Raw genomic sequence first — 24163 nt, forward strand, 5'->3', positions numbered from 1 at the left:
ATGAACTTACACTAAAATGAACTTACACTATATTATAGAGATTTTAATAGTTGCTTTCCACTCTTTTGCCGTCGTCCCCTTCTGCATTTTTACTGGAGAACCAGCCGATCAGGATGACCACGATCATGACTGCCCAGAAGATCAGTTTCCATGTTGTCGAATGCGGGAATTCGTGCGGGATTACGCCGATCTGGTCGTGTGCGAGCGTGAGTACGGCGAGTTTGACGCCGACCCAGCCGACGATGACGAAGGCCGCCACTTCGAGTCCCGGCTTCTGCTGGAGGATTTCGACGAACCATGTCGCGAAGAACCGCATGATGATGACACCGATCAATCCGCCGATGAGCATGACGGTGTACTGTCCGGCATTGACGCCGAAGAAGTCGCCGCCGACCTCAGGCAGTGCGAGCGCGATTGCGGCCGCTGCAAGGATCGAATCGATTGCAAACGCGATGTCGGCCAGTTCGACTTTGAAGACTGTCATCCAGAAGCCGCTGCCCTTCTGCTTTTTCTCCATTTTCTCCAGGTCTTCCTCGTCACTCTGCCCCTGTCTTATCTTGATAAGGTGTGAAATCGACACGTAGAAGAGGTATATTGCGCCAAGTGCCTGCATCCACCACCACTGGACGAGAAACACGAGCAGCAGGATGGCGATCATGCGGAAGATGAATGCGCCGAGCAGACCATAGAAGAGCGCCTTCTTGCGCCTCTTCGGGTCAAGGTGTTTGACCATGACTGCGAGCACGACAGCGTTGTCGGCTGCAAGCAGGCCTTCGAGTACGATGAGTACGATGAGTACCCACGAGTACTCGAGCAAAACAGCAAAATCCATAAAAATTCCTCCTGAAAGTTGTTTTGACAAAACAAAAAGAGACCCCGATCCAGGATCCATGACGTACACAGATCCGGTCAAGGTCTCACGATACAATGTGATGCCATTGCTCAATGCACCGGGATTTCTCCGTAGTGACGATGCATTGATGGGTCGCCCCATTCGTTACTCCCCTTTTCCGTTTCGGCCGCCCTCGGGGCAGCCTGGAAAGGCAGCATTCTTTTCATAAGTCATCATTAAATATAAAACATCCTGCCAAAAAAGTAAAGCGGATATTTACAGCATGCTGTAAAGTCTGATTTCAGGGAATTTGTCCGTGAACCATCTGGTGGCAAATTCATTTTCGAATAAAAACACCTTCCGGTCGTAGCGGTCCAGCACCAGATTGGATCTCGGCGAGTTCATCGCTTCCGTGATATCCTCTTCGTTTTCGATCCAGCGGGCGATCTTCTTGCCGATCGGTTCCATGATGACGTCCGTGTTGTACTCGTTCTTCATGCGGTGTTCGAACACTTCGAACTGGAGCTGTCCGACGGCTCCCAGTATCGGCTGGTTGGTGTGGATCGTCTTGTAGTACTGGATCGTTCCCTCCTGCACCAGCTGCTCGATGCCCTTGTAGAAGTGCTTCTGCTTCATGACGTTCTTCGCGGACACTTTCATGAACAGTTCAGGGGTGAACTGCGGCAGCGCCTCGAACTCGAACTTCCTGGCATCCGGACTGTGCAGCGTGTCGCCGATCTGGTAGGTGCCCGTATCGTAGAGGCCGATGATGTCGCCGGCATAGGCTTCGTTCACCGTCTCGGTATCATCGGCCATGAACATCGTGGCACGTGTCACTTTCGACTTCCTGCCGGTCCGGGCGAGCGTTGCGTCCATGCCGCGCGTGAACTTCCCGGAGACGATCCTCATGAAGGCCAGGCGGTCGCGGTGGCGCGGGTCCATGTTGGCCTGGATCTTGAAGATGAAGCCGCGGAAGGCGTCATCGGTCGGTATGATTTCACCGTCGTCCTTCGTCTTTCTGGTTGTCGGCATGGGGGCGAAGTCGACGTATGTGTCAAGGAATTCCTCGATGCCGAACGTGGACAGTGCGGAGCCGAAGAACACCGGGGTGAGGTCGCCTGTCGCGATCTTTTCACGGTCGAAGTCGTCGCCCGCCTCCTCGACGAGCATGAACTCTTCAACCGCTGTCTGGAAGGCTTCGTCCGCTTCGATAGGATGATTGTCCTGGAGTTCGTAGTCATCCGTCAACTGGAGCCTTTCTTCTTCCCTGTAGGGGTTTATGGTGCGGTCCTTGCGGTTGATGATGCCGAAGAAGCTCTGGCCCATGCCGACCGGCCACGTCATCGGATATGTTTCGATCTCGAGTGTGGATTCGATCTCTTCGAGCAGTTCGAACGGCTCTTTGCCGACGCGGTCGAGCTTGTTGATGAATGTGAAGATCGGGATGCCGCGCATACGGCACACCTTGAAGAGTTTGAGCGTCTGCGGCTCGATCCCCTTCGCGGCGTCGATGACCATGACGGCGGAGTCAACGGCCATGAGTGTGCGGTACGTGTCCTCGGAGAAGTCCTCGTGTCCCGGGGTGTCTAGTATGTTGATCTTGTAGCCGTCGAAGTCGAACTGCATGACGGAGCTCGTCACGCTGATGCCGCGCTCCTGCTCGACTTTCATCCAGTCGGATGTGGCGAATTTGTTCGATTTCTTCCCCTTGACTGTACCCGCCTCGCGGATGGCGCCGCCAAAGAGCAGCAGTTTCTCGGTGAGCGTCGTCTTCCCGGCGTCCGGGTGTGAGATGATGGCGAACGTCTTCCTTTTTTCTATTTCCTGTGTCAGATCCATAAAACTCTCCTTACTGTTTATCTGTCGCTTCTGTGATTCTGCGGGCGATTCCCGCGCATTCCGCCTCGTCCATCATGTGGAAGAGATGGGCGATGATCTCGTCCTCCCTGTCCTCTGACGGCAGGGTGCGTGCGAGCTCCAGGCTGAAGTTGATGTACGGGATGCTGATGATGTATGCCGTGCCGGTGTCGTATATATAGGCTGTGGCGGCGTGGTCCGCAATGTCAATCGCCGTCGTAATCATATTCTTCGCTCCTGTACTTGCGGTATGCGGCATCGAGCGCGATCAAGTCGTCGCGGTGCGGCACTTTGACGTAGTCTTCCATGATCTGGTACGGCTCGCGGCCCTTGCATGCGAGCACGATCGTGTCGCCGGGTTCTGAGATGTCGATGGCGTGCTGGATGCCTTCGGCCCGGTCGATGAATGAGCGGTGGTTGTCGTGTACCGCGCCCTGTTCAAGCGCTTCGACGAGCATTTTTGGATTGTCGTTGGCCGGATTGTCGGGCGTGAATATCGCGTAGTCCGCGCGGGTTGAGATGCGCCCCATTTCGGCCGCCTTCGTCATATCGCGCTCCCCGGTCATGCCGACGAGGAAGATCATGCGCCCGGTGACGAACGGTTCGACGGTATCGATGATCTTGTCAAGCGCGTCCGGTGTATGGGCGAAATCGATGATGATGTCGACCGGAAGGTGCGGATCGAGCACTTCGAGCCTGCCCTCGACCGGCTCCATGGCGGATACGGCGGCGGCAATGCGCCCCAGGCTGTAGCCCTGCAGCCACTCGCTGATGATGGCGCACATCAGGTTCTGTATGTTGAAGTACCCGATGAACGGCGAATTGATTTTAAACGGGCCGTCCGGGGTATTGAGTGTAAAGTTGAAGCCTTCGAGCGTCCCTTCTATATCGGACGGCCAAAAGTCCGCCGTGCCGTCGAGACCGTATGTGATGACCTCGTGCGGCGTCATGCCGCTGTAGCGCTCTGACCACTCATCATCGTTGTTCAGCACGATGTATTTGCGGTCGCGCACGTCCTGCCCCATCTGCGAGAACAGGAGTCCCTTGACGTAGCCGTATTCATCCATCGTGTTGTGGAAATCGAGATGGTCCTGGGTGAGATTCGTAAATATGGTGATGTCGTAGTCGATGCCGAATGTCCGCCCGAGCTTCAGCGCATGCGACGACACTTCCATCGTGAAGACCTCCGTCTCGGCATCATTCGCCTCTTTCAGCCGCTTGTGGAGCTTCGTCGTCTCCGGTGTCGTATTGATGCTGTCGTAGCGGTCTTCATTGATTATGAATCCGTTCGTCCCGAGATAGGCGCTGTTCTTGCCGAGCGAGCGGCTCAGGTTGTGGATCATCGTTGCGACCGTGGTCTTGCCGTTGGTGCCGGTCACGCCGATCATCGTCTGGCTGTCGTGCGGGAAGTCGTAGATGTACTCCGAGAAGAGCGATGCCACTTTGGACGGATCCCTGACGATGAGGAGTCCCGCGTCTTCCGGGATTTCGATGTAGCGGTCCGTGACGATGAACCGGCATCCGGCTTCGATCGCCTTCGGTATGAAGCTGTAGCCGTCCACCTGGTGTCCGCGCAGCGCGACGAACACGGACGCGGGCCCCGCCTCGCGGGAATCCGTCGTGATATCCGTTACGGTGTCCGGGAATGTGCCATATGCGGTTTTTATTTTCAGCTGGGAAATCAGCGTCCTCGAATTCATGTTTCCTGCCACCTTTCAACTTTTATATTATACAATAATAATGGAGTGTTTGACAGAGATAATTGACAGCGGCACTTTATGGAAAGTATGGTTATATATGTTCCGATCTAGGTGTCAATTCTGATTGACGAAGGTGAAAATGATGACAAATGACTTGAAGAAGAAGCGGTTTTGGAAACTCGCTTTCATACTATTCCTGACGGAGATGGTCCGGGGGATGTTCATACTGAGCTATCTGCCCGCCCTGCCGACGATCGGCCTGATTTCGATCGGCCTGAGCTCGATTGTGATCACGATGCACTACGTGCTCGATGCGGTGACCAATGTCTGGCTCGGCTTCCTGATACGCAAGATCGGGGAAGTGTGGACGATGCTGCTGAGCTATATTCTCGGCATCGGCGCGATGGTGGCGGTCGGCTTCGACCAGAGCTTCTGGACGCTGCTGGCCGCCGCATGCCTGCTCGGTGTGAGCGTCTGTCCGATATGGATCATGGCGCTTTCCAACGTCGAAGAGAAGAACCGGGGGCGCGACATGGGGCTCGTGTTCTTCTCGTGGCTATGCGGTCTCGGCGCCGGCATGGTCGCGATGAACTTCCTGATCGGGATATTCGCAGAAGAGGCCGTGTTTGCGATGGCCGGCGTGTTCGTCGTGAACCTGCTCGTCTTCCTCGTGCTGCCGGGCAACCAAAAAGAGATGGTTGACGCGGTCGGCGGCGATGATGATGCGCGTGCCGGCGAAACCGTCGGCGAGAAGGTCGGGCGGGAAGTGTACAGTACGGGTGAGGGGGCCGGGTCGTCCTCGAAGCGGCGCGACAGGAGCGGCGTGAAGAAACGCCTGCCGCTCCGTGATACGTGGCACATACTGAAGCGCCACATGAAGAACATGCCGGGAATCATGCTGCAGGGGCTCGGCGTCGGCATGCTGCTGCCCGTGCTGCCGACGTATATCACATCCGAGCTGTCATTGAACTATTTCCAGTACACGTTCTTTATTTTGATCGTGTTCGGGCTCGTCGCTTTCAGCATGACCGTGCTGAGCCGCGGCCTCGATACGTATTCGATGCGGCTGACGGCCGCCGTCATCTGCGCCGGCTTCTTCGTCTATGCCGCCGGCATCATATGGTTCTCGACGCTCGAGACGATCTGGCTCATCTTCGCGATCGCCAGCTTCATCGGGCTGTCCTACGGCATCATGCTGCCCGCGTGGAATAAATACCTCGCCGGCACGATTGCGGAGGGCCGCCGCGCCGAATCATGGGGCGTCATCAGCTCCGTGCAGGGCATCGGCGCGATGATCGGCCCCGCCTTGGGCGGGCTGACGGCCGACCTGTTCGGCACCGTCGACGCCACACTGCTTGCGAGCGGCCTGATCTTCGTCGTACTGTTCGCCTATTACGCCGTGCTGTTTGCGTTCAGATGGCGCCGGACGTAAAAACCGGAATCCCCGTTTGGCGGGATTCCGGTTTTTTGTGCGGTGGCTGCTCTTTGGCGGGTGTCGCGAGCGGGTGCCACCAAATGAGTTTCATGGCACAGGCGTGGTGAGCCTGTGCCATCAAGAACGTTTGATGGCACAGGCTCAAACATTGACCGCTCTAAATCGCTCATCCGTTTCATATTTTGATGCATAACCATTCTCTGATAATAACTTTTTCAGATGAATCGACTTTATGACATAATATGTCGCCCTGCTGCTCCCTCTCACATGGCAATACTTACTTAAATACTTACGCACCGTCCGCGGCTTCAGCACGTGGCTGACAAATAAAGACATCCCGGCGCTTGTCATCTTCCTATCATGAAACAGCACGGAGAAATCGATGAGTGCACGCACGAACATCCGCTCGGTCGTCTCCGTGTAGCCGCATCTGCGGCAGACGACTTTATACTTCCCGATGCTGAGATCGAACGCCGCGCAAACATAACAATAGTTCCCCATCCGCACCCGTTTGAAATCGGTCACGGGCAGCTGCATCGGATTACGGATGAAGAAACGGCGGAGTGCCCGGGCGTTCTCACGGGCGGCGGTCCCGGCACTGAGCCGCCCGAGCTCGCTGAAATGCTCCCGGAGCCGGGGCCGCCCGACGATGAAACGCTGATTCTCTTCCGAATTGAATTCGAGATTCATGTCAGGATTTACAAATACCACCTTTTTTTGCACATCGAAACGGTACGGCATCCTGCCGCCGAGCCGCACGAGCTTGCCGGCGGTGCGTGAGACCTGGGCGAGCGGGTCTTCGTAGCCCGGCCGGCCGCCGACCGACCACTCGCCGCCAGCATACTTGTAGTCCCCGCTGAAATTCTTCACTTCATCCACAGCAATCACCCCGTCGGCGACAATCAGGCTGTCGGCCTGAATCACGGCTTCATCCACTTTCATCCAAATATCGCGGTAGATTAATAAACCCCCGTGGCCGGCGGCATCGAACAGCCTGTCATATTCGCACTCGCCCGCATGACCGGCGGAGAGTGCCGCAAGCTTCCGCTGTTCTTTATTCGACAGTATGGAACGGTTTGACAACGCTTCGACATAGATCAGTTCCTGCGGTTTCTGCCGCATGTTCAGGAACATAAAAACACCTCCTATACTGTATATGCTTAAAATGGGCCGATTTGATTTTACAAAATGGTGTAAAAGGAAACCGAGTGCACCCAAACCCTTTCATATCAACAGCGGCAGGTGTAAATTCACTCTGAATATTCAGTTTGGAATTTTTCGCAGAGCTGGTTCCTGGATGGTGGATCACTTGTCGACGCTTAACTTTATGTAGTAAAAGAAAATAGTGTATAGTTAGGCATATACGAAAGTTTTCCGTATATGCCTTTTTGCGAATCAACGGAAAAAGAAGGTGAACGTGATGGCATCGAATGACAATGAAAGAAAAGAGACGATAAAAGCCATCAGCGACGATGGATATGAAGAGACAAGGCGGAGCAGGGTGACGGTCGAGGACCCGGATGCGACGCTAGTCGAGCACCTGGATGATCTGCGCGGCATGCTGATCAAGTCGGCGATCGTGTTCGTGTTTTTCTTCATGCTCATATTCCTGACCATCCAGTACTGGTTCCCCTATCTGTCGAAGGGGCATGACCTGATCGTGCGGGGGCCGTTCGAGGTCATCCGCTTCTACATACGGACCGCCGGCGCGCTCGGCATCGGCCTCAGCCTGCCGTTCATCTGCCGCTTTTTGTGGCAGTTCATGAGGCCGGGGCTCGTCGACAAGGAGACACAGTTTTTGAAAGCCTATTTCCCGCTGATGTTCCTCCTTTTCCTGGGCGGGCTGTCATTCGGCTATTTCGTCGTCCATCCCGTGAGCTACTACTTTCTGATCCAGATGGGCGAGCAGAATTTCGAAGTGCTGGTGACGGCGGACGAGTACATGTCGTTCCTGCTGATATCGACGATGCCGATGGGACTCATCTTCCAGCTGCCGATCGTCGTGCTGTTTCTGCACCACATCGAGCTGCTGGATGCGGCGCTTATGAGAAAAGTGCGGAAATACGTATATTTCGCGCTGCTGGTGATTACCGCGCTGATTGCCCCGCCCGACTTCTTCACACATCTCATCACCGTCAGCCCGATGATCGTGCTGTACGAGATCAGCATCTACATCGTGAGGATCCGCGAACGGCGTGCGGCGAAGCGCGCCGCCAGAAAGGCGGCGGAATAAGATGACTCCCGGTGCCTTTGTGATGCACCCTTGAAGTTGAACTCCAAAATTCAGCTTCAGGGGTGCTTTTATATGTTCAAAAACATCAAAAAACCTCCTTTACTATATATATATATGGATGAATATCGCGGATCTGATTTTTTGAAATGGTGCAAAATGACACCGGCGATACACAAACCCCTATATATCAATGACAGGAGGTGTAAATTCACTCTATTTGATTTTTTCGTCCGTTTCGATTCCGCCTTCCGTTTCTCCCCGGTGCCTGCGTGTCAGCTCTTCCATGAAATCGAGCAGCTCTTCTTTCATGTCCGACTTCAGGGCGTATTCAATCGTCGTCTTCACGAATCCGCGTTTGGCGCCGACGTCATGGCGGCGGCCTTCGAAATCGACGGCGTAGACGTCCTCACCCTCTTCGGCGATTCCGCGGATGGCGTCGGTCAGCTGGATTTCGCCGCCGGCCCCGATCTCTCCCTTGGCGAGGTGGCTGAACACCGACGGCGTCAGCACGTAACGCCCCATGATGGCGAGACGCGAATCGGTCACACCGGGCGCCGGTTTTTCATACATATTGTTGAGGTGGTAGCAGTTGCCCTCGTGGCTGTCGTATTCGACGATGCCGTATCTCGAGACGTCCTCCGCCGGCACACTTTTTACACCGATGACCGAACTGTGGTGCCTTTCATAGTGCTCGATCAGCTGGCCGATCGCGGGCGGGCCGTCCCCGTTGTCGACGATGTCATCGCCGAGCAGCACCGCAAACGGCTCGTCCCCGATGAACTGCCTGGCGGTATGTATGGCGTGGCCGAGCCCTTTCGGCTTCTTCTGCCTGACGTAGAAAATATTGGCGAGGCCGGTGGCATGCTCGACCTTTTCGAGGAGGTCATCCTTCCCTTTGTTCTCAAGGATAGTTTCGAGTTCCATGGACTGGTCGAAATGATCCTCAATCGCCCGCTTGTGCTTGCCGGTGACGATGATGATGTCCTCTATCCCCGCCGCGACGGCCTCCTCCACGATATACTGGATCGTCGGCTTGTCCAAGATCGGCAGCATCTCCTTCGGCATCGCTTTTGTCGCAGGCAAAAAACGGGTGCCGAGGCCCGCCGCCGGAATGACTGCTTTCTTCACTTTCTGCATATATATCCTCCTACTAATCTATAAGTTCCACTATAACAAAAAGAGGGCCGGAATCTACTCCCGGCCCTCCGATCGTGCCTCTTTTTTTTCTTTCCTTTTTACAATATGGATACTGATTTCATACAGAACGATCATCGGCGCAAGCACGATGAGGTGTGAAAACAGATCCGGCGGTGCAATCAGCGCGGTGAGCACGATGAGTGCGAAATAGGAATACTTGCGCGCTTTCACCATCAGGGCCGAGTCCAGCAGTTCAATATGATTGAGGAATAAAACCACCATCGGCAGCTGGAAGACGAGCCCCATCGGGATGGATGACATCAGGAGGAACGACATGTATTCGTCCGCCGTCACCAGCACGTCGAAGTTCTCCTCGCCCATCTGGATCAGGAAGTAGTAGCTCACGGGATGGACGACGAAATAGCCGAAGACGAGGCCTATGAAGAACAGCCCGATCATCAGGGGCACCATTCCGCGCAGCACAGACACGTTCACGCCGCGGAGCCCCATCACTTTCTGCACATACTGCCACAGGAAATACAGTATGAACGGCACCGAGAGGCCGAGCGAGATGGCCGCCGATGTCCGCACGTAGAAGCGGATGACCTCGAACGGCCCCATCACCACGATTTCGAAGCCTTTTGAAACGAACGAGAACCACCATTCAACAGTGAAGAAGATGAGGATGAACCAGAGGGCGACCGCAACAGCCGACTTGATCAGCAGGCTGCGCGCGGCCAGGAGCTGGTCCTCGAGCGGTTCGAACGGATCCTCTTTGCCGCCCCCCGGCCCGTCACCCCCTTCCGGGCCGGCACCCTTTCGGCCGGACACCGGGTCTTCATTCTCAAATTCGGAATTCCGCTTCTCCAATGGATCCATCTAAATCACCTGTTCCTATTCAAGACGCCTGTTGTCCTCCGCATACTCGATGACGCCTTCTGCACAGCGGTAAGCAAGCGCTCCGACAGTCGCTGTCGGATTGTAGCCTCCATTATGCGCGAAATTCCCTGCGCCGACAACGAAAAGATTGTCGCGGTCCCAGTGCTGCAGGTAGTTGTTCACGACGCTCGTTTCGGGATCGTCGCCCATGACAGTGCCGCCGGTGTTGTGGGTGGACTGGTACGGCACGATGTCGTAGTCTTCGACGACGGCATCCTTCTTGACTTCGCCTGCGCCCATCTCCTCGACCACTTCAGCCGCGCGGTCGATGGTATACTCCTGCACGTTCCTGTCCTGGTCGGTGAAGTTGTATGTCAGCTGCACGAGCGGGACATCGTATGCATCGGTATACTCCTCGTCGAGGTCCAGGTAGTTGTCCCGGTGCGGCAGTGTTGCACACTGGGCCTGGACGCGCAGCGTGCGTGTATAGTTTTCTATGGATTCCTTCTTGAACTGGGCGCCCCATGACGGCGTCCCTTCGCGTGTCGTATTGGTTGCGATCGGACGCGCACCGGTCTGGGTGATCGCCATGTTGCCGCCGTGGAGGAAGTCGAGATCGGAATGGTCGTAGTTGTCGCCGTTGAAGTCGTCAAACGCCATGCCGAGTGCGCCCGCCCCCATGAATGTATTGAACTGCTCATCGAAGAATCCGACAGCGCCGCCGAAGATCTGGTAGCAGTAGTTGCGGCCGAGCGTGCCCTCTTCGGTTTCCGGATCGTACTGTTCGCCGATCTCGGACACTCTGAGCAGCTTGTAGTTGTTGAACAGGTAGCTTGTGAGCACGACGACATCCGCCGGCTGGAAGAATTCCTCGCCGCTCCTTGTATCGATGAAGCGCACGCCCGTTACCCTGCTGTCGTCGTCCTCGTCCTTCATGACCTCGACGACATTCGAATGCGGGCGCACCTCGAAGTTGCCGGTGTCACGGGCGGCAGGGATGACCGTCACCTCAGGCGAGGACTTTGCACCGTATTCACAGCCGAAGCGTTCACAGAATGCACAGTACTGGCATGCCTGGATCGTCTGCCCGTCCGGATTCTCGAACGCTTCGCTCAGGTTGGCCGACGGCATCATGATCGGGCTGTAGCCGAGTGAATTCGCCGCGTCCTCGAACATCTTGAGCGACCGCGTCTTGATCATCGGCGGCGTCGGATAGTCGTCCGAACGGTCCCCGCCGAGCGGGTTCGGTTCGCCGGAGATGCCGGCGGTCTTTTCGAATTTGTCGAAATAAGGTTCAAGCTCGTCGTATGTGATGCCCCAGTCCTGGATGCGGTAGCCGTCATCATCCTTCAGTTTTTCCGCCCCGTAGCGTTCTTCCGTCATCGAACGGATCTCGAAGTCGTACGGCAGGAAGCGCCACGTCTGGCCGTTCCAGTGCGTCCCCGCACCGCCGAGATTGTCCCCGAGCAGGAACGAACCCATCTCGCGCATCGGCAGTGCCTTCTGGTCACGCGTGTTCCTGAAAGTGATAGTCTCCTTGGACATGTCCTGCATCAGTTCATAGCGTATTGCGTATTTATATTCATCATGGACGTTCTGATAATCATCAGTGCCACGCTCACTTCCGCGTTCAAGCCCCATCACCTTGAGGCCGGCCTTCGCCGCTTCCGCGGCAATGATCCCGCCGGTCCAGCCGACACCGACGGTTACAACATCTACTTTATCCAACTCAGTCACCATATGCTATTTCCCCCCGTAAAGTGATTGTGGTTCTATTTCCTGGAAACTGTCCGTATCGATCTGCTGGATGTATGCATGCTGGTGGCCGGGGAAGTTCTTCATCTTCCAGCCTTCCATGCCGCGGTTTCCGCGGTACAGCGGGTCCGCATACGCACCCTGCAGAGTCGCAGAACGCAGCAGCCGGAAGAAGTCCTCCGGTTTGCCGGCCGCCCTCGGAATACCGAAATCCGCGTCCCCGTCCTCGAATTTGGTGAGGATCTCATCTTTCTGATCGTCTTCGAGGTCTGCGAAACCAGTGTCGAAATCATTCTGCGATTCGCTGTTCAGCGCCTCGATGCCGATCGTGAACAGCTCCGCACGCGTCAGACGGGACTGATAGCCCTGTGTCGCCTCGCCTTCGTGGAACGGCCCCTGCATATACTCTTTGGAGTTGTTGCCGTAGGCACCCGCAAGCTGCATATCAAGGAAATACGGAACGCCGAGCTTGATGGCGCCCGGGCCGAGGTCATCCTCGGGGAATATCCTTTCCATCGCCTGGGAAATCGTCTCGAAATCCGCATCATTGTGGAAGAAGATCCTGCCGGGGTTTTCCGTCCCGCCGGCCTCCTCTCCCCCGCTCTCTTCGGTCTGCTGGGCCTCCTCCTCTCCGGTGGAGGTGTCCGAACCGAAATTCATGCCGATCGATCCGCCGAGCAGGGACCCTCCGATGATTCCCCCTGTGGCCGCACCGGTCGTCTTCAGGAAATCACGCCTGGAAAACTTCTTTTCTTTCTGATCTTTGTCAGCCATTTGATACTCCCCCTTTGAATAAAATCTACTTTCATTATATAATGATATCATAATATTTGGAATATTAAAGAAGGGGATGTGGATAATTTGGCTTTTTTCAAGTATCTCTTCTGGGACAACAGACACATGGATCTCCGGTACACAGAAAACAAGTATGACGCAAAACCCACAATTACAAAAGTCTATGAAGACGGTCCTGAGATCGATTTGGAAGCGGTTAACAAAAAATACCGTAATGACCTCCGCGACGCCCAGCGTTCCATCAACGGAAACCGGCTTATCATGCTGATCCTCTACATGGCCATCGTCTTCCTGCCGGCCATCCTGATCAGCGTATTCCAAAATAATGTTTTACTCCTCGGCGGCATTTTCGTCTTCACCATCTTCGCCTACTTCGTAGTCGAAGCCATCAACCAGGTCGAGATCAACAGGCTCCTCTACAAAATGGATCAGCAGCTCGGGGAACATTAGAAATCGAAAAACCGCTGCGCCCGGCATGCCGGGTGCAGCGGTTTTTTTGTCTTCCCTTTCGGGCTGTACAACGGTGTCCGCCAAAGCGGTATACCGGACGCGGCGAAATCAGCGGTGTCCGCCAAAGCGGTATACCGGACGCGGCGAAATCAGCGGTGTCCGTCAAAGCGGTATACCGGACGCGGCGAAAATAACGGTGTCCGCCAAAGCGGTATACCGGACGCGGCGAAAATAACGGTGTCCGCCAAAGCGGTATACCGGACGCAGCGAAAATAACGGTGTCCGTCAAAGCGGTATACCGGACACGGCGAAATCAACGGTGTCCGCCCTACAGCGCTTTCTGCGTCTGCTCCCTGCCGCCCTTCGTATCGAGTTCCGAGACAATGCCCCACAGTCTCCGTCGGGAGGCTGCATCCTTAAAAGTGACGCCGTTTTCCTTCCTGCCGGCTGCGATGAAACGGCTGCGCCCGCCGTCCGTGATCCTGAGCCACCAGTGGCCGTCGTTGTAATACAGTTTGTCGAAGCTGTACACTCCAAGGGCGGCCACGCCTTCGACACTCCCTTTCAGAGACGGGAAATCCCGTTTCTTTATCCTGGCCGTGGTGCGGAATTTCCCGCGCCACAGCCAGGCGGCCTCATAACTGGTCTTCCTCTCAAGCGGTCCTCCTCCGCCGACATCTATCCCGAGCGGGTTGATGCCTGTGCAGACGAACGCCCGCTCTCCTTGGATATAACCGTATTTCTGGAACTGAATATGGAGGTGGGATGCCATCTGGACATTATCATAGTTGGTGTTGGACTGGTATCCAACAATATCTCCCTGACGCACACGCCGGCCGATTGCGACCGGCAGATTTCTCGCAAGGTGGCCGTAGATCACCTGGATGCCGAGGGCTTCGTTGGCCACGACGACCGTGCCGCCGAAATTGCCGTATGCATTCGTCCCCGCCACCACCTCGCCGTCCGACACCGACGGCACCGGCGCGAGATGCTGCTTCGCCATGTCATACGCCCGGTGGTAGCCGCCGCAGTATGTGTCGTAATTGTAGCCGCCGACCGTGTAGTCCCGCTTCCCCCATATGCCGCTTTGGTACTTCGTCGGGTCCGATGTCACACGGAACCCCTGCCTTTTCAGATATTCAATCGGATTCAAAACGATCCCTCCCGTAAATTGTGGTCCATCTGATATATCGAAGGAAACATCGGAAAAAGGCATTGACCACTCTGGTCAAACGCGTTAGAATGCAATTGACCAGGGTGGTCAATAAAAGCGCCGGAGGTGTCATAATGAAAGAAGCTTTCATATCACTGGATGAAAAACGTCAATATGAAATACTGGCCGCTGCGATGGGCGAATTCGCCGAACACGGCTTCACAAAGGCATCGACGAACCGCATCGTCAAGCGCGCCGGCATGAGCAAGGGGATGCTCTACTACTACTTCGAGAGTAAACGGACTCTCTTCGACGATGCGCTCGATTTTGCGCTCGTCCATATCGAAAACCATATGCTCGACGGGATTGCCTCCGAAAAGGAAGGGTTCATCGAGCGGTGCGCCAGACTGTCACACATCAAATACAGGTACTTCATGGCGCACCCTGCAATTTCGCAGTTCATCACTTCTGTATACTTCTCCGATGATCTGAACGAAGAGCAGAAACTGCGCAACGAAGCGCTGATTGAAAACCGGGAACAGATATTGTTCGACAACCTGGACCTCACACGCTTCCGGGATGACATCGACCACCGGACCGCCGTGAAGCTCATCGCCTGGACGATCAGCGGATATACCCGGGAAATGGAGCATATGATGAAAACTGAAGGGATGGCCTTCAGCCGTTTCGACGCATACTTTGACGAATTCGACCATTATCTCGACGCCATGCGCAAACTTTATTACAAGGAGGAATACCAATGAGCCTACTTGAACTGGAAGGCCTGACCAAGACTTTCGGCAAAACCGTAGCTGCAAAAGATGTATCATTCAACATTGAGAAAGGGGAAATCTTCGGTTTCATCGGGCCGAACGGCGCGGGCAAGTCCACGACGATCCGCATGATCATCGGGGCATTGACGCCCGATTCCGGCGGGATCCTCATGGACGGCACACCCGTCACGAAGGATCCGCACTACAAGGATAAACTTACCTACGTACCGGGGGATGTCAACCTGTGGGGCAACCTTACAGGAGATGAAGTGATCAACTTTTTCATGAAGACACGCGGGTACAGCAACAAAGAGCGAAAAGCGGAGCTGATTGAAAAGTTCAGGCTGGATCCGAAAAAAAAATGCAAGACCTACTCCAAGGGGAACCGGCAGAAAGTCGCGCTCATCAGTGCATTCCTCTCGGATGCCAAACTGCTGATCTTCGATGAGCCGACCACCGGGCTGGACCCGCTCATGGAGCGCTCCTTCCACGAGGAGGTCATGCGTGCCCGTGCCGAAGGGAAGAGCATACTGCTGTCGAGCCACATTTTATCAGAAGTGGAAAAGCTCGCCGACCGGCTCGCCATCATCCGGGAAGGGGAAATCATCGAAACCGGCCGCCTCGAAGAACTGCGCCACATCACACGGATCGAGTATGTCGTTCAGGCAGAGGGCGACCTGGGGCTTTTGAAAGATCTCCCGTACGTCCATGATTTCTTTGAAGGGGAGGAAAATACACATATGCGTGTCGACAACGACAAGGCGGCAGAATTCCTCGAGGTCCTCCATCCGATCGGACCGACACATCTCGAGACGCTGCCGCCGCGGCTTGAGGACATATTCATGCGCTACTATGAAGGCCGGAGTGATGAGTCATGACACATTTCCTTAAAATCGTGCTGCGCGATGTCCGCTTCCGCATACTCATGTGGATCATCGGCATCTCGGCGCTGACACTCGTCGTCCCGCCCGCTTTCAAAGGACTCTACAGCGACCCGGCTGAACGTGAACTGCTGAAGGAGACACTGGCCAACCCGGCAATGGTTGCGATCGTCGGTCCGGTGCCTGAGAGCACCTACACCATCGCTGTCATGTTCTCCCATGAAATGATGGTATTCATGGCGGTCGTCCACGGCCTTTTCGGGATCATGATCGCCAACGCTGTAAGCCGGAAGATGGAGGATAACGGACTGCTGGAATATGTGAGCAGTACCGGCATCACCCGCGGTAACATCTTCGGGGCCCAGCTCCTGATCGGCTTCATCATGAACATCGTGCTCGGAGCCGTCATCTTCGCAGGACTCGGTGTGATGAACATCGAATCCTTCGATGCCGCGGGCAATCTGCTCTATGCGCTCGGCACCGCACTGTTCGGCATCCTGTTCTACACCTTCACCCTGGTGCTCGCGCAGCTGCTTCCGTCATCCGACTGGTCATTCGGGACCGCACTTGCAATCCTGCTGCTCCTATACGTGGGGCGTGCTGTGACGGATGTCATCAATACGGACTATTCGGTTGCATTCCCGTACCACTGGCTGACCCGCATGGAACCTTTCGGCACGAATGACTACGTCTGGCTGCTGCCGTTTGCGGTCATCCTGCTGTTCATCCGGCTTGCCTGGGTGCTGTTCAGGAAACGTGACCTTGATGATGCCTATATCGCCATCGACTTCAAAGGGAAGACCCGCCATATCCAAAGCTATCCCCGTCTTCAGCTGGCAGGGATGAAAGTACTGATCATAAGCTGGCTTTTGGGCATGCTGCTGATCGGTCTCGCCTACGGGGCGATCTTCGGGGATCTGGATACGTTCATCAATGATAACGAACTCCTGGCACAGGCGCTGGAGGATGACTCCGGCACCGACCCGATACTGCAGTTCATCAGTACGCTCGTGATGATCACCGTCATCGTCGGCGTCATTCCTGCACTGATGGTGTCTGCACGCATACTCCGTGAGGAAAAATCCGGACGCCTGGAAGTACTCGCGAGCGCTGATATCAGCCGCATCCACATGCTCATCACCCACGGGGTGCTCGGAACCATCGCCGGAGCGTTTGGCCTGGCGCTCTCCCTCCTCGGCATGTACACCGCAAGCATCGGCGTGGAGAGCATCGAAGTGTCCCCCGGCGACTACATGATGACCGCACTGAACTATACGGCTGCAGTCATCCTGTTCACCGGACTGTCAATGCTGCTTACCGGGATAGCGAGGAAGCTGCATACGCTGATCTGGCTCTATTTCATCTATGCATTCTTCGTCAACTATCTGGGCCTCATCATCGGGCTGGATGACGAATGGCGGATGGTGACACCATTTTATTACCTGGCCGAGATGCCGGCTGAAGAAATCGACTGGATGGCATGGCTGATTGTCATCCTGATCGGTGCAGCATTTGGTGCAGTTGGCGCATTTTTATTTGGAAAAAGGGATATCGGCTGAATAAAAAATTCCGCAGACCTGTATGAAGGCTGCGGAATTTTTGTGCTATTCGGAAGGGGGGCTCCCGGCTTCTGCGAACATCGATTTGCCGATGTTGCCCCTGTATCTCCAGATATTCTGGATGACCGTCTTGATGACGGCATATGTCGGAATGGCGATCAGCATGCCGATGAAGCCTGCGATGTTCCCTGCCGCCAGCACGACCGTGATGACCGTAAGCGGGTGCAGCTTCAGCGTCTGCCCCATGACGTTCGGCGTGATGAGATTGCTTTCGATCTGCTGTGCGATGAGCGTAATGAGCGATACCCATACGAACATGATCGGGTCCTGGATGAGTGCAAGGAGCGCGGCCGGTATGAATGCGACCCACGGTCCGATGAACGGGATCAGGTTCATGAACAGCGCGAAGATCGCAAGCAGCAGCGCATAATCGAGCCCGATGATTGCATACCCGATGTAGAGGATGATGCACAGGATGAAGCTCACAAGCATCTGCCCCTGGATGAACGCCCGGAGCGTGTTGTCGATGTCACTCAAAAGCTCCGACAGGAATTGTTTGAACGTTCCCCTGAACGGTGCAGTGACGGACGGGATGAACTTCTCATGGTCCTTCAGCAGGAAGAAGTAGAAGAACGGTATGAGGATCAGCGTCACCAGTACGCTCACCGTGCCCGACACGATTGTGACCGCATTTCCCAGGAGGTTCGAAATCATCTGGGATCCTTGGTCAAGCGCATCCTGCACATAGGACTGCGGATCGAACGGCAGCCTGTCGCGCTGGGACAGCAGGTAGTTGAACAGTTCCTCCACTTCCCTCTGGATCATCGGCGCCCTCGATACGAGGTTCTGCACCTGCGTCGTCACCATCGGCACGATGATCATCGACAGCAGCGTGATGACGAGCAGTATGATGATGAAAATCGCAAGGATGCTTACGAGCCGTCCGGCTTTGCGTTTCTCAAGGAAACGCTGTATGGGTTCTGTAATGTAGTACAGCAGCCCGCCGATCAGAAGCGGGATGAATACTGTTGCTATGATTGTAAAGAAAGGCTGGAAAACCACCTGCACCCTGATTACAAGCATGATGATCAGCAGCGTGATGATGATTGCGACACCGGTCTGGAACCAAACTTTTCTTGTCATGCGCATATTTCCCTTCTCGTTCGATTTAAAGATGATTACAGTGTACCATAAATTTAATTTTTCCTTAAAGCATACGTTGAATAAAAAACCAGTGGACAAACGAAAGCGCTAACAGTAGAATGATAATGTCTGAATAACCAGACAAAGGGGAAAGGGGAAAACTTAATATGCAGAATATCGTTGATTTTTTCAATGGACTCGTCTGGAGTCCGCCGCTTGTCTACGGACTGCTTGCCGTCGGACTGTACTTCAGCCTGAGGATGCGGTTCTTCCAGATAAGGCATTTCAAGGAAATGATCCGCCTGATGTTCCAGGGTGAGAAGTCACCTGTCGGAATATCCAGTTTCCAGGCTATCGCCGTCTCCCTGTCGGGACGCGTCGGTACCGGCAACATCGTCGGCGTGGCAACCGCGATTTTCATAGGCGGCCCGGGCGCCATTTTCTGGATGTGGCTGATTGCCTTCCTCGGCGCCGGGAGCGCGTTCGTGGAATCCACACTTGCACAGATCTACAAGCAGAATGAAGACAACCAGTACCGCGGAGGTCCAGCATACTACATCGAAAAGGGGATCGGCGGTAAAATCGGCAAGATATATGCTGTCATATTCGCTCTTGTTACCATACTTGCCACAGGCTTCCTGCTGCCGGGCATCCAGTCCAACTCCATCGCGGGATCCATGACCAATTCATTCCCTATGCCGCACTGGGTCGTCGGTGCCGGGCTTGTCCTGCTTGTTGGCATCGTCATCTTCGGCGGCATCAAGTCGATCGCCAACGTCGCTACGGCTGTGGTGCCTTTCATGGCGGTCGTATACGTCATCGTTGCAATCATCGTCGTGATCATCAATATTCAGGATGTACCGGCGATGTTCGGCCTCATCTTCAGGAGCGCATTCGGTATGGAGCAGCAGTTCGGCGGCATCGTCGGCGGCATGATTGCCATCGGTGTCCAGCGCGGCATCTATTCCAACGAAGCCGGACAGGGGACCGGACCGCATGCAGCGGGTGCCGCTGAAGTCTCCCACCCTGCCAAGCAGGGGCTTGTCCAGTCGTTCTCGGTCTATGTGGATACGCTTTTCGTGTGTACGGCGACAGCACTGATGATCCTCATGACGGGCATGTACAATGTGTCTGACGGCGGAGACGGTTTCATCGTGGATTCAGGTGTCTACCAGGAATCCCCGGGCGGTGAGCGGAACTACTCGGGAACCGTCGCCTATACGCAGGCCGGACTGGATAATGCATTCCATGGCCAGGAGACATTCAATCCCGACTTTGTCGGATTCGGCTCCTACTTCATCACGTTTGCACTGTTGTTCTTCTGCTACACCACGATACTTGCCTACTACTACATTGCAGAGACCAATCTTGTATACATCACCCGCGGACGCTGGCCCATCATGAAGACACTGCTCGGACTGATGCTGGTCCTGTCAGCCTTCTACGGTACCGTGAGCACCGCCGGGCTCGCATGGGATATGGGCGACCTCGGTGTCGGCCTGATGGCATGGCTCAACGTGATCGCCATACTGATCCTTCAGAAGCCTGCACTCCGGGCGCTGAAGGATTTCGAGCAGCAGAAGAAACAGAAGGGCTCCGGAAAATTCGCAATCTACCGGCCGGATGAAGGCGAAGTCAAAAATGCCGGGTTCTGGCATCACGACTATCCGGAACGGCTCAGACAGGAAGACTATCAGTATCCCGGGGAGGACATCCCTAAGAAATAATAATTGTTTAACGATTGCCCCCTTATTGGTAGAATCATCATGAGGGGGTTTTACTTATGGATATGACACCAGGAAAGGTGCACACAATCGATTTCCAGTCTGAGACACTGAGTGACACATATGAAATTCAATACTATCTTCCTAAAAATTTTTCTGATCTCTACAAGCATCATGTCGTGCTGACTTTCGATTCGCAGGATTTCTTCAAATACGGCCAGATCGAAAGGCAGTATGAGAAGCTGTGGGAAGCGGGCGAAGCCGAACGCGCCATCATCGTCGGCGTGCCGTACCCGTCGGTCGGATGGCGGAACGATTATTTCAGTCCGAACGGCGAGCACCACGACCTATTCGTGTCGTTCGTCTCCCGCGAGCTGATCCACTGGATTGACAATACCTTCCCGACGTTGAAGGTCGGTACGTCACGCGTATTGATGGGCGAGTCACTGGCTGGGAGCTTTGCTTTCTCGGTCGCCGCGGCCTATCCGGCGACATTCTCGCAGGCGGCCGCCTTCAGCCCGTTTGTCGACGAGGATTTTATCGGCAGGTTTGAATCACAGCCGATGCTCATGCACCTTGATTTGTATCATACGATCGGGCTCGGGGAGGACGACTTCATGACAATTTCCGGCGAGCAGGCCGATTTCCTGACACCAAACCGCAGACTGAACGAATATCTCGAGGGGGAACCGCTCGAATATGAGTACCGGGAACTGGATGGCGGCCACATCTGGAAAACGTGGAAGCCGGAACTTGGCAGCATACTGAAACACTATCTGAATTAGATATTATGGATTTTTGCAAAAAGTCTGATATAATTGAATTAAAATAAACGGGAGGAATCAAGATGAATTTTGGGGTAGTAATGTTTCCATCCAAACAACTTCAGGACAAAGTAAACCAGTACAGAAAAAGATATGATGCGCATTATGCACTCATCCCGCCTCATATCACGTTGAAAGAAAGCTTCGAAGCGGATGAGTCCGATAAAGAGAAAATCATCGAATATCTTAAAGATGTTGCCAAAAATCATAATCCTGTAGATATTGAAATCAAGAAAGTCTCCAGCTTCATGCCGAACTCACAGGTTATCTACTTCAAAGTGGAGAAGAACGAATCGCTGAAAGCCATCCATGACGATCTCAACAAAGGGGATTTCTACGGCGAAAACCATCATCCATTCGTGCCGCACTTCACCATCGCCCAGGGACAGACGTCCCAGGAGTATGAAGACATGTTCGGCCATCTGAGCATGATTGGCATCGACCACTCGGAAACACTGAACAAGATCAGCCTCTGCTACCAGCTCGAGAACGGCATGTGGCAGGTATCCGAGACATTCCGCCTCGGCACAGGTGAATGACTCTGCTTCTTATTTGTGTTTGAAAGCCCCTCCACGGTGTGGAGGGGTTTTTGTGTGGGGGTGTTGGTGATTGCGGGGTTGGCTGGTTGGCGGACGCCGCTGATTTCGCCATGTCCGGCATTCCGTTTTGGCGGACACCGTTGATTCCGCCGTGTCCGGTATTCCGTTTTGGCGGACACCGTTGATTCCGCCGTGTCCGGTATTCCGTTTTGGCGGACACCGCTGATTCCGCCGTGTCCGGTATATCGCTTTGGCGGACACCGTTGATTCCGCCGTGTCCGGCATTCCGTTTTGGCGGACGCCGCTGATTTCGCCGTGTCCGGTATTCCGTTTTGGCGGACGCCGCTGATTCCGCCGTGTCCGGCATTCCGCTTTGGCGGACACCGTTGATTCCGCCGTGTCCGCAACACACGCACTCATCTGGGGATGTTTGAACCGTAACGGGAAATATAATTATTATTCAGAAGCAATGTATCTATTTCCTGATTTTTAATAATGTAGTATGTGGATTTCCCCTGCTCAACTTTGACACAATACTTGTTTAAGAGTCTCCTTACGCTTCTTATATGGAGAATATCTCCAAGGAAAAGTTTTATCCTTTGGGTCGTCATCCTCTCACTGAAAAACAATACTGAGTAATCAATGATTCCCCTTACGAAAATTTTCTCCAGAGATTCCTTATAACCACACTCCCTGCATACAGCAATATAATTCCTCACATTCATCTCAAAAGATCCGCACCTGCTGCAGTAACTGCCGCCCTTGACTCTAGCGGCATCCACTTCCGGTAAGGGCATCGGATCGTCTATAAAGTAATCCTTCAATTTCAATGAAATATTATGGGCACGTGCGTCGATGTGCATTTTATTCAACTCTTTCATGTAGTGGCGAAGCATCGACCGCTGGACAATATTCTTCTCATCCTCCGGTACGATATTCAGGTTGAAATTCGGATTTACAAATACCACTTTGTATTCACGCTCAAAATTAAGTTGGAGCAGAGCCCGCAGCTTCAATAGCTTATTGCCGGTCCGGGCAGCCTGCGCCAGGGGTTCCTCGGATATCTGTGTACCGTTTATGAACCATCCACTATCTTTGTAGGAATAAAGGCCGCTGTAATTCTTTATTTCGTTTACTATCAGCTTATTTCCGGCAATGATCAACGAATCGATCTGCAGTGTACTCCCTTCTATCTTCAGCCACAGATCTCTGTAAATCAGGAGGTTGTCATGCCCTGCTTCTTCAAATATGCGGTCATACTCCCGCTCCCCCTCATACCCCCTTTTCAAAATCGACAGCTTCCTCGCTTCCAAACTCGTCAATTCACATCTGCGGGAAAGAGTCTCTAAAAATATCAGTTCCTTCGGTTTCATCCTGTCATTTAAAAACATGCATTATACCTCCTTAAATAAAAATCCTCTTACTATATATATGTATAAAAACTGCTGATTTGATTTTTTATTAAGCAAATAATAATGGCAATATGTTACTTTTGTGTAAAAGTACCGTTTTAAATAACAGATATCACGCAAAAACCCGGCCGCCTCCATAAGGAGGGACCGGGCCGGGAAAGTAATAATCTGTATCTACGCCATGATGTGGTAGCCGGAGTCGACGTGGACGACTTCGCCTGTGATGCCGCTTGCGAGATCGCTCAGGAGGAATGCGACGGTGTTTCCGACTTCGAGCTGGTCGACGTTTCTGCGGAGTGGCGCGCGTTCTTCGATCTCTTTCAGGATGGACTTGAACTCGCCCACCGCCGAAGAGCTGAGTGTGCGGATCGGGCCGGCGGACACTGCGTTGACGCGGAATCCGTCTTCACCGAGGTCGTATGCGAGGTAGCGCACGCTTGCGTCGAGTGCCGCCTTGGCAACGCCCATCACGTTGTAGTTCGGCATTGCGCGCTCGCCGCCGAGGTATGTCATCGTCACGATGCTGCCGCCTTCGTTCATGATCTTCTTCGCGTGCTTGGCAACGACCGTCAGCGAGTAGGTGCTGATATCGAGCGCATTTTTGAAGCCTTCGCGGGACGTTTCGCTGTAGCCGCCCTGAAGCTCATCCTTGCCGGCGAAAGCGATCGCGTGAAGCAGGCCGTCGATGCCGCCCGTCTTCTCGCCGATTTCCCTGAACGCGGATTCGATCTGCGCATCGTCCTGCACGTCACATTCCACGACGATGTCATGGTTGCCCTCGAGTTCGCCCAGAAGCTTCTCAAGCTCACGGCGGAAACGCTCGTTCAGGATCGTGAAGACAAGTTTCGCCCCCATTTTATCGAGCGCACGCGCAGCGCCCCACGCAATACTGCGCTTATTTGCAACACCCATGATGACATAGGTTCTACCTTCGAGATTCATAAATGATTAACTCCCTTTTCGGATTTGGCGCACGGAGCCCAAGCCCCCGCCCAAAACAGTTTATAGTTTGTTATTAGTACCTACTACTAATCTACAGTTTTTCATCCCCGATTGCAACTAAAAAATGAGTTTCGGGGATA

Annotated in this window: 22 protein-coding genes; 9 read left to right on the forward strand and 13 right to left on the reverse strand. The window is 54.2% G+C overall.

Going from position 1 to position 24163, the window contains the following annotated elements; translation table 11 throughout:
* Positions 1-43: 43 nt before the first annotated feature.
* From WN59_RS10400 to WN59_RS10415, 4 genes are all read right to left on the reverse strand, one after another.
* Positions 44-832, reverse strand: coding sequence for a TerC family protein (locus tag WN59_RS10400; RefSeq protein ID WP_046516935.1), 789 nt, complete (start codon positions 830-832; stop codon positions 44-46).
* A gap of 276 nt (positions 833-1108) precedes the next feature.
* Complete coding sequence (locus WN59_RS10405) at positions 1109-2671, reverse strand: peptide chain release factor 3 (protein WP_046516937.1); 1563 nt, start codon at positions 2669-2671, stop codon at positions 1109-1111.
* 10 nt (positions 2672-2681) lie between these two features.
* Entirely contained in the window at positions 2682-2915 is a 234-nt protein-coding gene (locus tag WN59_RS10410) for a YueH family protein (protein WP_046516939.1), read from the reverse strand.
* Positions 2896-4389 carry a UDP-N-acetylmuramoyl-L-alanyl-D-glutamate--2,6-diaminopimelate ligase gene (locus tag WN59_RS10415; RefSeq protein ID WP_046516941.1) on the reverse strand — a complete coding sequence of 498 codons (1494 nt, stop codon included), beginning with the start codon at positions 4387-4389 and terminating at the stop codon, positions 2896-2898. Before WN59_RS10415 ends, WN59_RS10410 begins: the two co-directional genes overlap by 20 nt.
* A gap of 133 nt (positions 4390-4522) precedes the next feature.
* On the opposite strand from WN59_RS10415, the gene WN59_RS10420 reads away from it, so the two are divergent.
* Positions 4523-5821, forward strand: coding sequence for an MFS transporter (locus tag WN59_RS10420; protein WP_231577226.1), 1299 nt, complete (start codon positions 4523-4525; stop codon positions 5819-5821).
* Positions 5822-5965: 144 nt separating this feature from the next.
* Here WN59_RS10420 and WN59_RS10425 read toward each other — a convergent pair whose 3' ends face one another.
* Positions 5966-6958, reverse strand: a complete 993-nt coding sequence (locus WN59_RS10425) for a nuclease-related domain-containing protein (protein WP_046516944.1) — start codon at positions 6956-6958, stop codon at positions 5966-5968.
* Between the two features lie 286 nt (positions 6959-7244).
* On the opposite strand from WN59_RS10425, the gene tatC (WN59_RS10430) reads away from it, so the two are divergent.
* Positions 7245-8057, forward strand: coding sequence for a twin-arginine translocase subunit TatC (gene tatC, locus WN59_RS10430; protein ID WP_046516946.1), 813 nt, complete (start codon positions 7245-7247; stop codon positions 8055-8057).
* Between the two features lie 213 nt (positions 8058-8270).
* On the opposite strand, the gene galU is transcribed toward tatC (WN59_RS10430), so the two are convergent.
* From galU to WN59_RS10450, 4 genes are read right to left on the reverse strand one after another with little or no spacing between them, the layout of a single operon-like run.
* A complete protein-coding gene (gene galU / locus WN59_RS10435; RefSeq protein ID WP_046516950.1) occupies positions 8271-9194 on the reverse strand; it encodes a UTP--glucose-1-phosphate uridylyltransferase GalU in 924 nt (307 codons plus the stop codon).
* 54 nt (positions 9195-9248) lie between these two features.
* On the reverse strand, positions 9249-10073 hold the full coding sequence (gene tatC, locus WN59_RS10440; protein WP_046516952.1) for a twin-arginine translocase subunit TatC: 825 nt from the start codon (positions 10071-10073) through the stop codon (positions 9249-9251).
* Between the two features lie 15 nt (positions 10074-10088).
* Positions 10089-11813, reverse strand: coding sequence for a GMC family oxidoreductase (locus WN59_RS10445; protein ID WP_046516954.1), 1725 nt, complete (start codon positions 11811-11813; stop codon positions 10089-10091).
* Between the two features lie 3 nt (positions 11814-11816).
* Positions 11817-12602: a gluconate 2-dehydrogenase subunit 3 family protein gene (locus WN59_RS10450; protein WP_046516956.1), complete on the reverse strand. Its 786-nt coding sequence runs from the start codon at positions 12600-12602 to the stop codon at positions 11817-11819.
* A gap of 87 nt (positions 12603-12689) precedes the next feature.
* On the opposite strand from WN59_RS10450, the gene WN59_RS10455 reads away from it, so the two are divergent.
* Entirely contained in the window at positions 12690-13073 is a 384-nt protein-coding gene (locus tag WN59_RS10455) for a hypothetical protein (RefSeq protein ID WP_046516958.1), read from the forward strand.
* Between the two features lie 328 nt (positions 13074-13401).
* On the opposite strand, the gene WN59_RS13345 is transcribed toward WN59_RS10455, so the two are convergent.
* The gene (locus tag WN59_RS13345; protein ID WP_052747404.1) at positions 13402-14226 is read right to left on the reverse strand and encodes a M23 family metallopeptidase; all 825 of its coding nucleotides are present in this window, start codon (positions 14224-14226) and stop codon (positions 13402-13404) included.
* Between the two features lie 134 nt (positions 14227-14360).
* Between WN59_RS13345 and WN59_RS10465 the strand changes: the two genes are divergently transcribed.
* The 3 genes from WN59_RS10465 to WN59_RS10475 are packed head-to-tail and all read left to right on the forward strand — an operon-like array spanning position 14361 to position 17439.
* Positions 14361-14990 (forward strand): TetR/AcrR family transcriptional regulator, encoded by a 630-nt coding sequence (locus WN59_RS10465; protein ID WP_046516960.1) that lies wholly within the window; start codon positions 14361-14363, stop codon positions 14988-14990.
* Positions 14987-15877: an ABC transporter ATP-binding protein gene (locus WN59_RS10470; protein ID WP_046516962.1), complete on the forward strand. Its 891-nt coding sequence runs from the start codon at positions 14987-14989 to the stop codon at positions 15875-15877. Before WN59_RS10465 ends, WN59_RS10470 begins: the two co-directional genes overlap by 4 nt.
* Entirely contained in the window at positions 15874-17439 is a 1566-nt protein-coding gene (locus WN59_RS10475) for an ABC transporter permease (protein ID WP_046516964.1), read from the forward strand. Before WN59_RS10470 ends, WN59_RS10475 begins: the two co-directional genes overlap by 4 nt.
* A gap of 45 nt (positions 17440-17484) precedes the next feature.
* Here the strand turns inward: WN59_RS10475 and WN59_RS10480 are convergent, their stop codons facing one another.
* Positions 17485-18582 (reverse strand): AI-2E family transporter, encoded by a 1098-nt coding sequence (locus WN59_RS10480; protein ID WP_046517290.1) that lies wholly within the window; start codon positions 18580-18582, stop codon positions 17485-17487.
* A 167-nt stretch (positions 18583-18749) separates the two neighbouring features.
* Between WN59_RS10480 and WN59_RS10485 the strand changes: the two genes are divergently transcribed.
* From WN59_RS10485 to WN59_RS10495, 3 genes are all read left to right on the forward strand, one after another.
* The gene (locus WN59_RS10485; RefSeq protein WP_046516967.1) at positions 18750-20309 is read left to right on the forward strand and encodes an alanine/glycine:cation symporter family protein; all 1560 of its coding nucleotides are present in this window, start codon (positions 18750-18752) and stop codon (positions 20307-20309) included.
* Between the two features lie 56 nt (positions 20310-20365).
* The gene (locus tag WN59_RS10490; RefSeq protein WP_046516969.1) at positions 20366-21091 is read left to right on the forward strand and encodes an alpha/beta hydrolase; all 726 of its coding nucleotides are present in this window, start codon (positions 20366-20368) and stop codon (positions 21089-21091) included.
* Between the two features lie 62 nt (positions 21092-21153).
* On the forward strand, positions 21154-21669 hold the full coding sequence (locus WN59_RS10495) for a 2'-5' RNA ligase family protein (RefSeq protein WP_046516971.1): 516 nt from the start codon (positions 21154-21156) through the stop codon (positions 21667-21669).
* Between the two features lie 416 nt (positions 21670-22085).
* Here WN59_RS10495 and WN59_RS10500 read toward each other — a convergent pair whose 3' ends face one another.
* Both WN59_RS10500 and fabI read right to left on the reverse strand, forming a co-directional pair.
* Positions 22086-23060 (reverse strand): nuclease-related domain-containing protein, encoded by a 975-nt coding sequence (locus tag WN59_RS10500; protein WP_046516973.1) that lies wholly within the window; start codon positions 23058-23060, stop codon positions 22086-22088.
* A 195-nt stretch (positions 23061-23255) separates the two neighbouring features.
* Complete coding sequence (fabI, locus tag WN59_RS10505; RefSeq protein WP_046516976.1) at positions 23256-24023, reverse strand: enoyl-ACP reductase FabI; 768 nt, start codon at positions 24021-24023, stop codon at positions 23256-23258.
* Positions 24024-24163: the final 140 nt, after the last annotated feature.

The organism is Salinicoccus sediminis, assembly GCF_000986795.1.
GTDB classification, from domain to species: domain Bacteria; phylum Bacillota; class Bacilli; order Staphylococcales; family Salinicoccaceae; genus Salinicoccus; species Salinicoccus sediminis.

What these genes read in the sequence shown, in the direction of transcription:
- WN59_RS10400 (WP_046516935.1), bottom strand. Translation starts at nt 832, where the DNA reads ATGGATTTTGCTGTTTTGCTCGAGTACTCGTGGGTACTCATCGTACTC.
- WN59_RS10405 (WP_046516937.1), bottom strand. Translation starts at nt 2,671, where the DNA reads ATGGATCTGACACAGGAAATAGAAAAAAGGAAGACGTTCGCCATCATC.
- WN59_RS10410 (WP_046516939.1), bottom strand. Translation starts at nt 2,915, where the DNA reads ATGATTACGACGGCGATTGACATTGCGGACCACGCCGCCACAGCCTAT.
- WN59_RS10415 (WP_046516941.1), bottom strand. Translation starts at nt 4,389, where the DNA reads ATGAATTCGAGGACGCTGATTTCCCAGCTGAAAATAAAAACCGCATAT.
- WN59_RS10425 (WP_046516944.1), bottom strand. Translation starts at nt 6,958, where the DNA reads ATGTTCCTGAACATGCGGCAGAAACCGCAGGAACTGATCTATGTCGAA.
- tatC (WP_046516946.1), top strand. Translation starts at nt 7,245, where the DNA reads ATGGCATCGAATGACAATGAAAGAAAAGAGACGATAAAAGCCATCAGC.
- galU (WP_046516950.1), bottom strand. Translation starts at nt 9,194, where the DNA reads ATGCAGAAAGTGAAGAAAGCAGTCATTCCGGCGGCGGGCCTCGGCACC.
- tatC (WP_046516952.1), bottom strand. Translation starts at nt 10,073, where the DNA reads ATGGATCCATTGGAGAAGCGGAATTCCGAATTTGAGAATGAAGACCCG.
- WN59_RS10445 (WP_046516954.1), bottom strand. Translation starts at nt 11,813, where the DNA reads ATGGTGACTGAGTTGGATAAAGTAGATGTTGTAACCGTCGGTGTCGGC.
- WN59_RS10450 (WP_046516956.1), bottom strand. Translation starts at nt 12,602, where the DNA reads ATGGCTGACAAAGATCAGAAAGAAAAGAAGTTTTCCAGGCGTGATTTC.
- WN59_RS10465 (WP_046516960.1), top strand. Translation starts at nt 14,361, where the DNA reads ATGAAAGAAGCTTTCATATCACTGGATGAAAAACGTCAATATGAAATA.
- WN59_RS10470 (WP_046516962.1), top strand. Translation starts at nt 14,987, where the DNA reads ATGAGCCTACTTGAACTGGAAGGCCTGACCAAGACTTTCGGCAAAACC.
- WN59_RS10475 (WP_046516964.1), top strand. Translation starts at nt 15,874, where the DNA reads ATGACACATTTCCTTAAAATCGTGCTGCGCGATGTCCGCTTCCGCATA.
- WN59_RS10480 (WP_046517290.1), bottom strand. Translation starts at nt 18,582, where the DNA reads ATGACAAGAAAAGTTTGGTTCCAGACCGGTGTCGCAATCATCATCACG.
- WN59_RS10485 (WP_046516967.1), top strand. Translation starts at nt 18,750, where the DNA reads ATGCAGAATATCGTTGATTTTTTCAATGGACTCGTCTGGAGTCCGCCG.
- WN59_RS10490 (WP_046516969.1), top strand. Translation starts at nt 20,366, where the DNA reads ATGGATATGACACCAGGAAAGGTGCACACAATCGATTTCCAGTCTGAG.
- WN59_RS10495 (WP_046516971.1), top strand. Translation starts at nt 21,154, where the DNA reads ATGAATTTTGGGGTAGTAATGTTTCCATCCAAACAACTTCAGGACAAA.
- WN59_RS10500 (WP_046516973.1), bottom strand. Translation starts at nt 23,060, where the DNA reads ATGTTTTTAAATGACAGGATGAAACCGAAGGAACTGATATTTTTAGAG.
- fabI (WP_046516976.1), bottom strand. Translation starts at nt 24,023, where the DNA reads ATGAATCTCGAAGGTAGAACCTATGTCATCATGGGTGTTGCAAATAAG.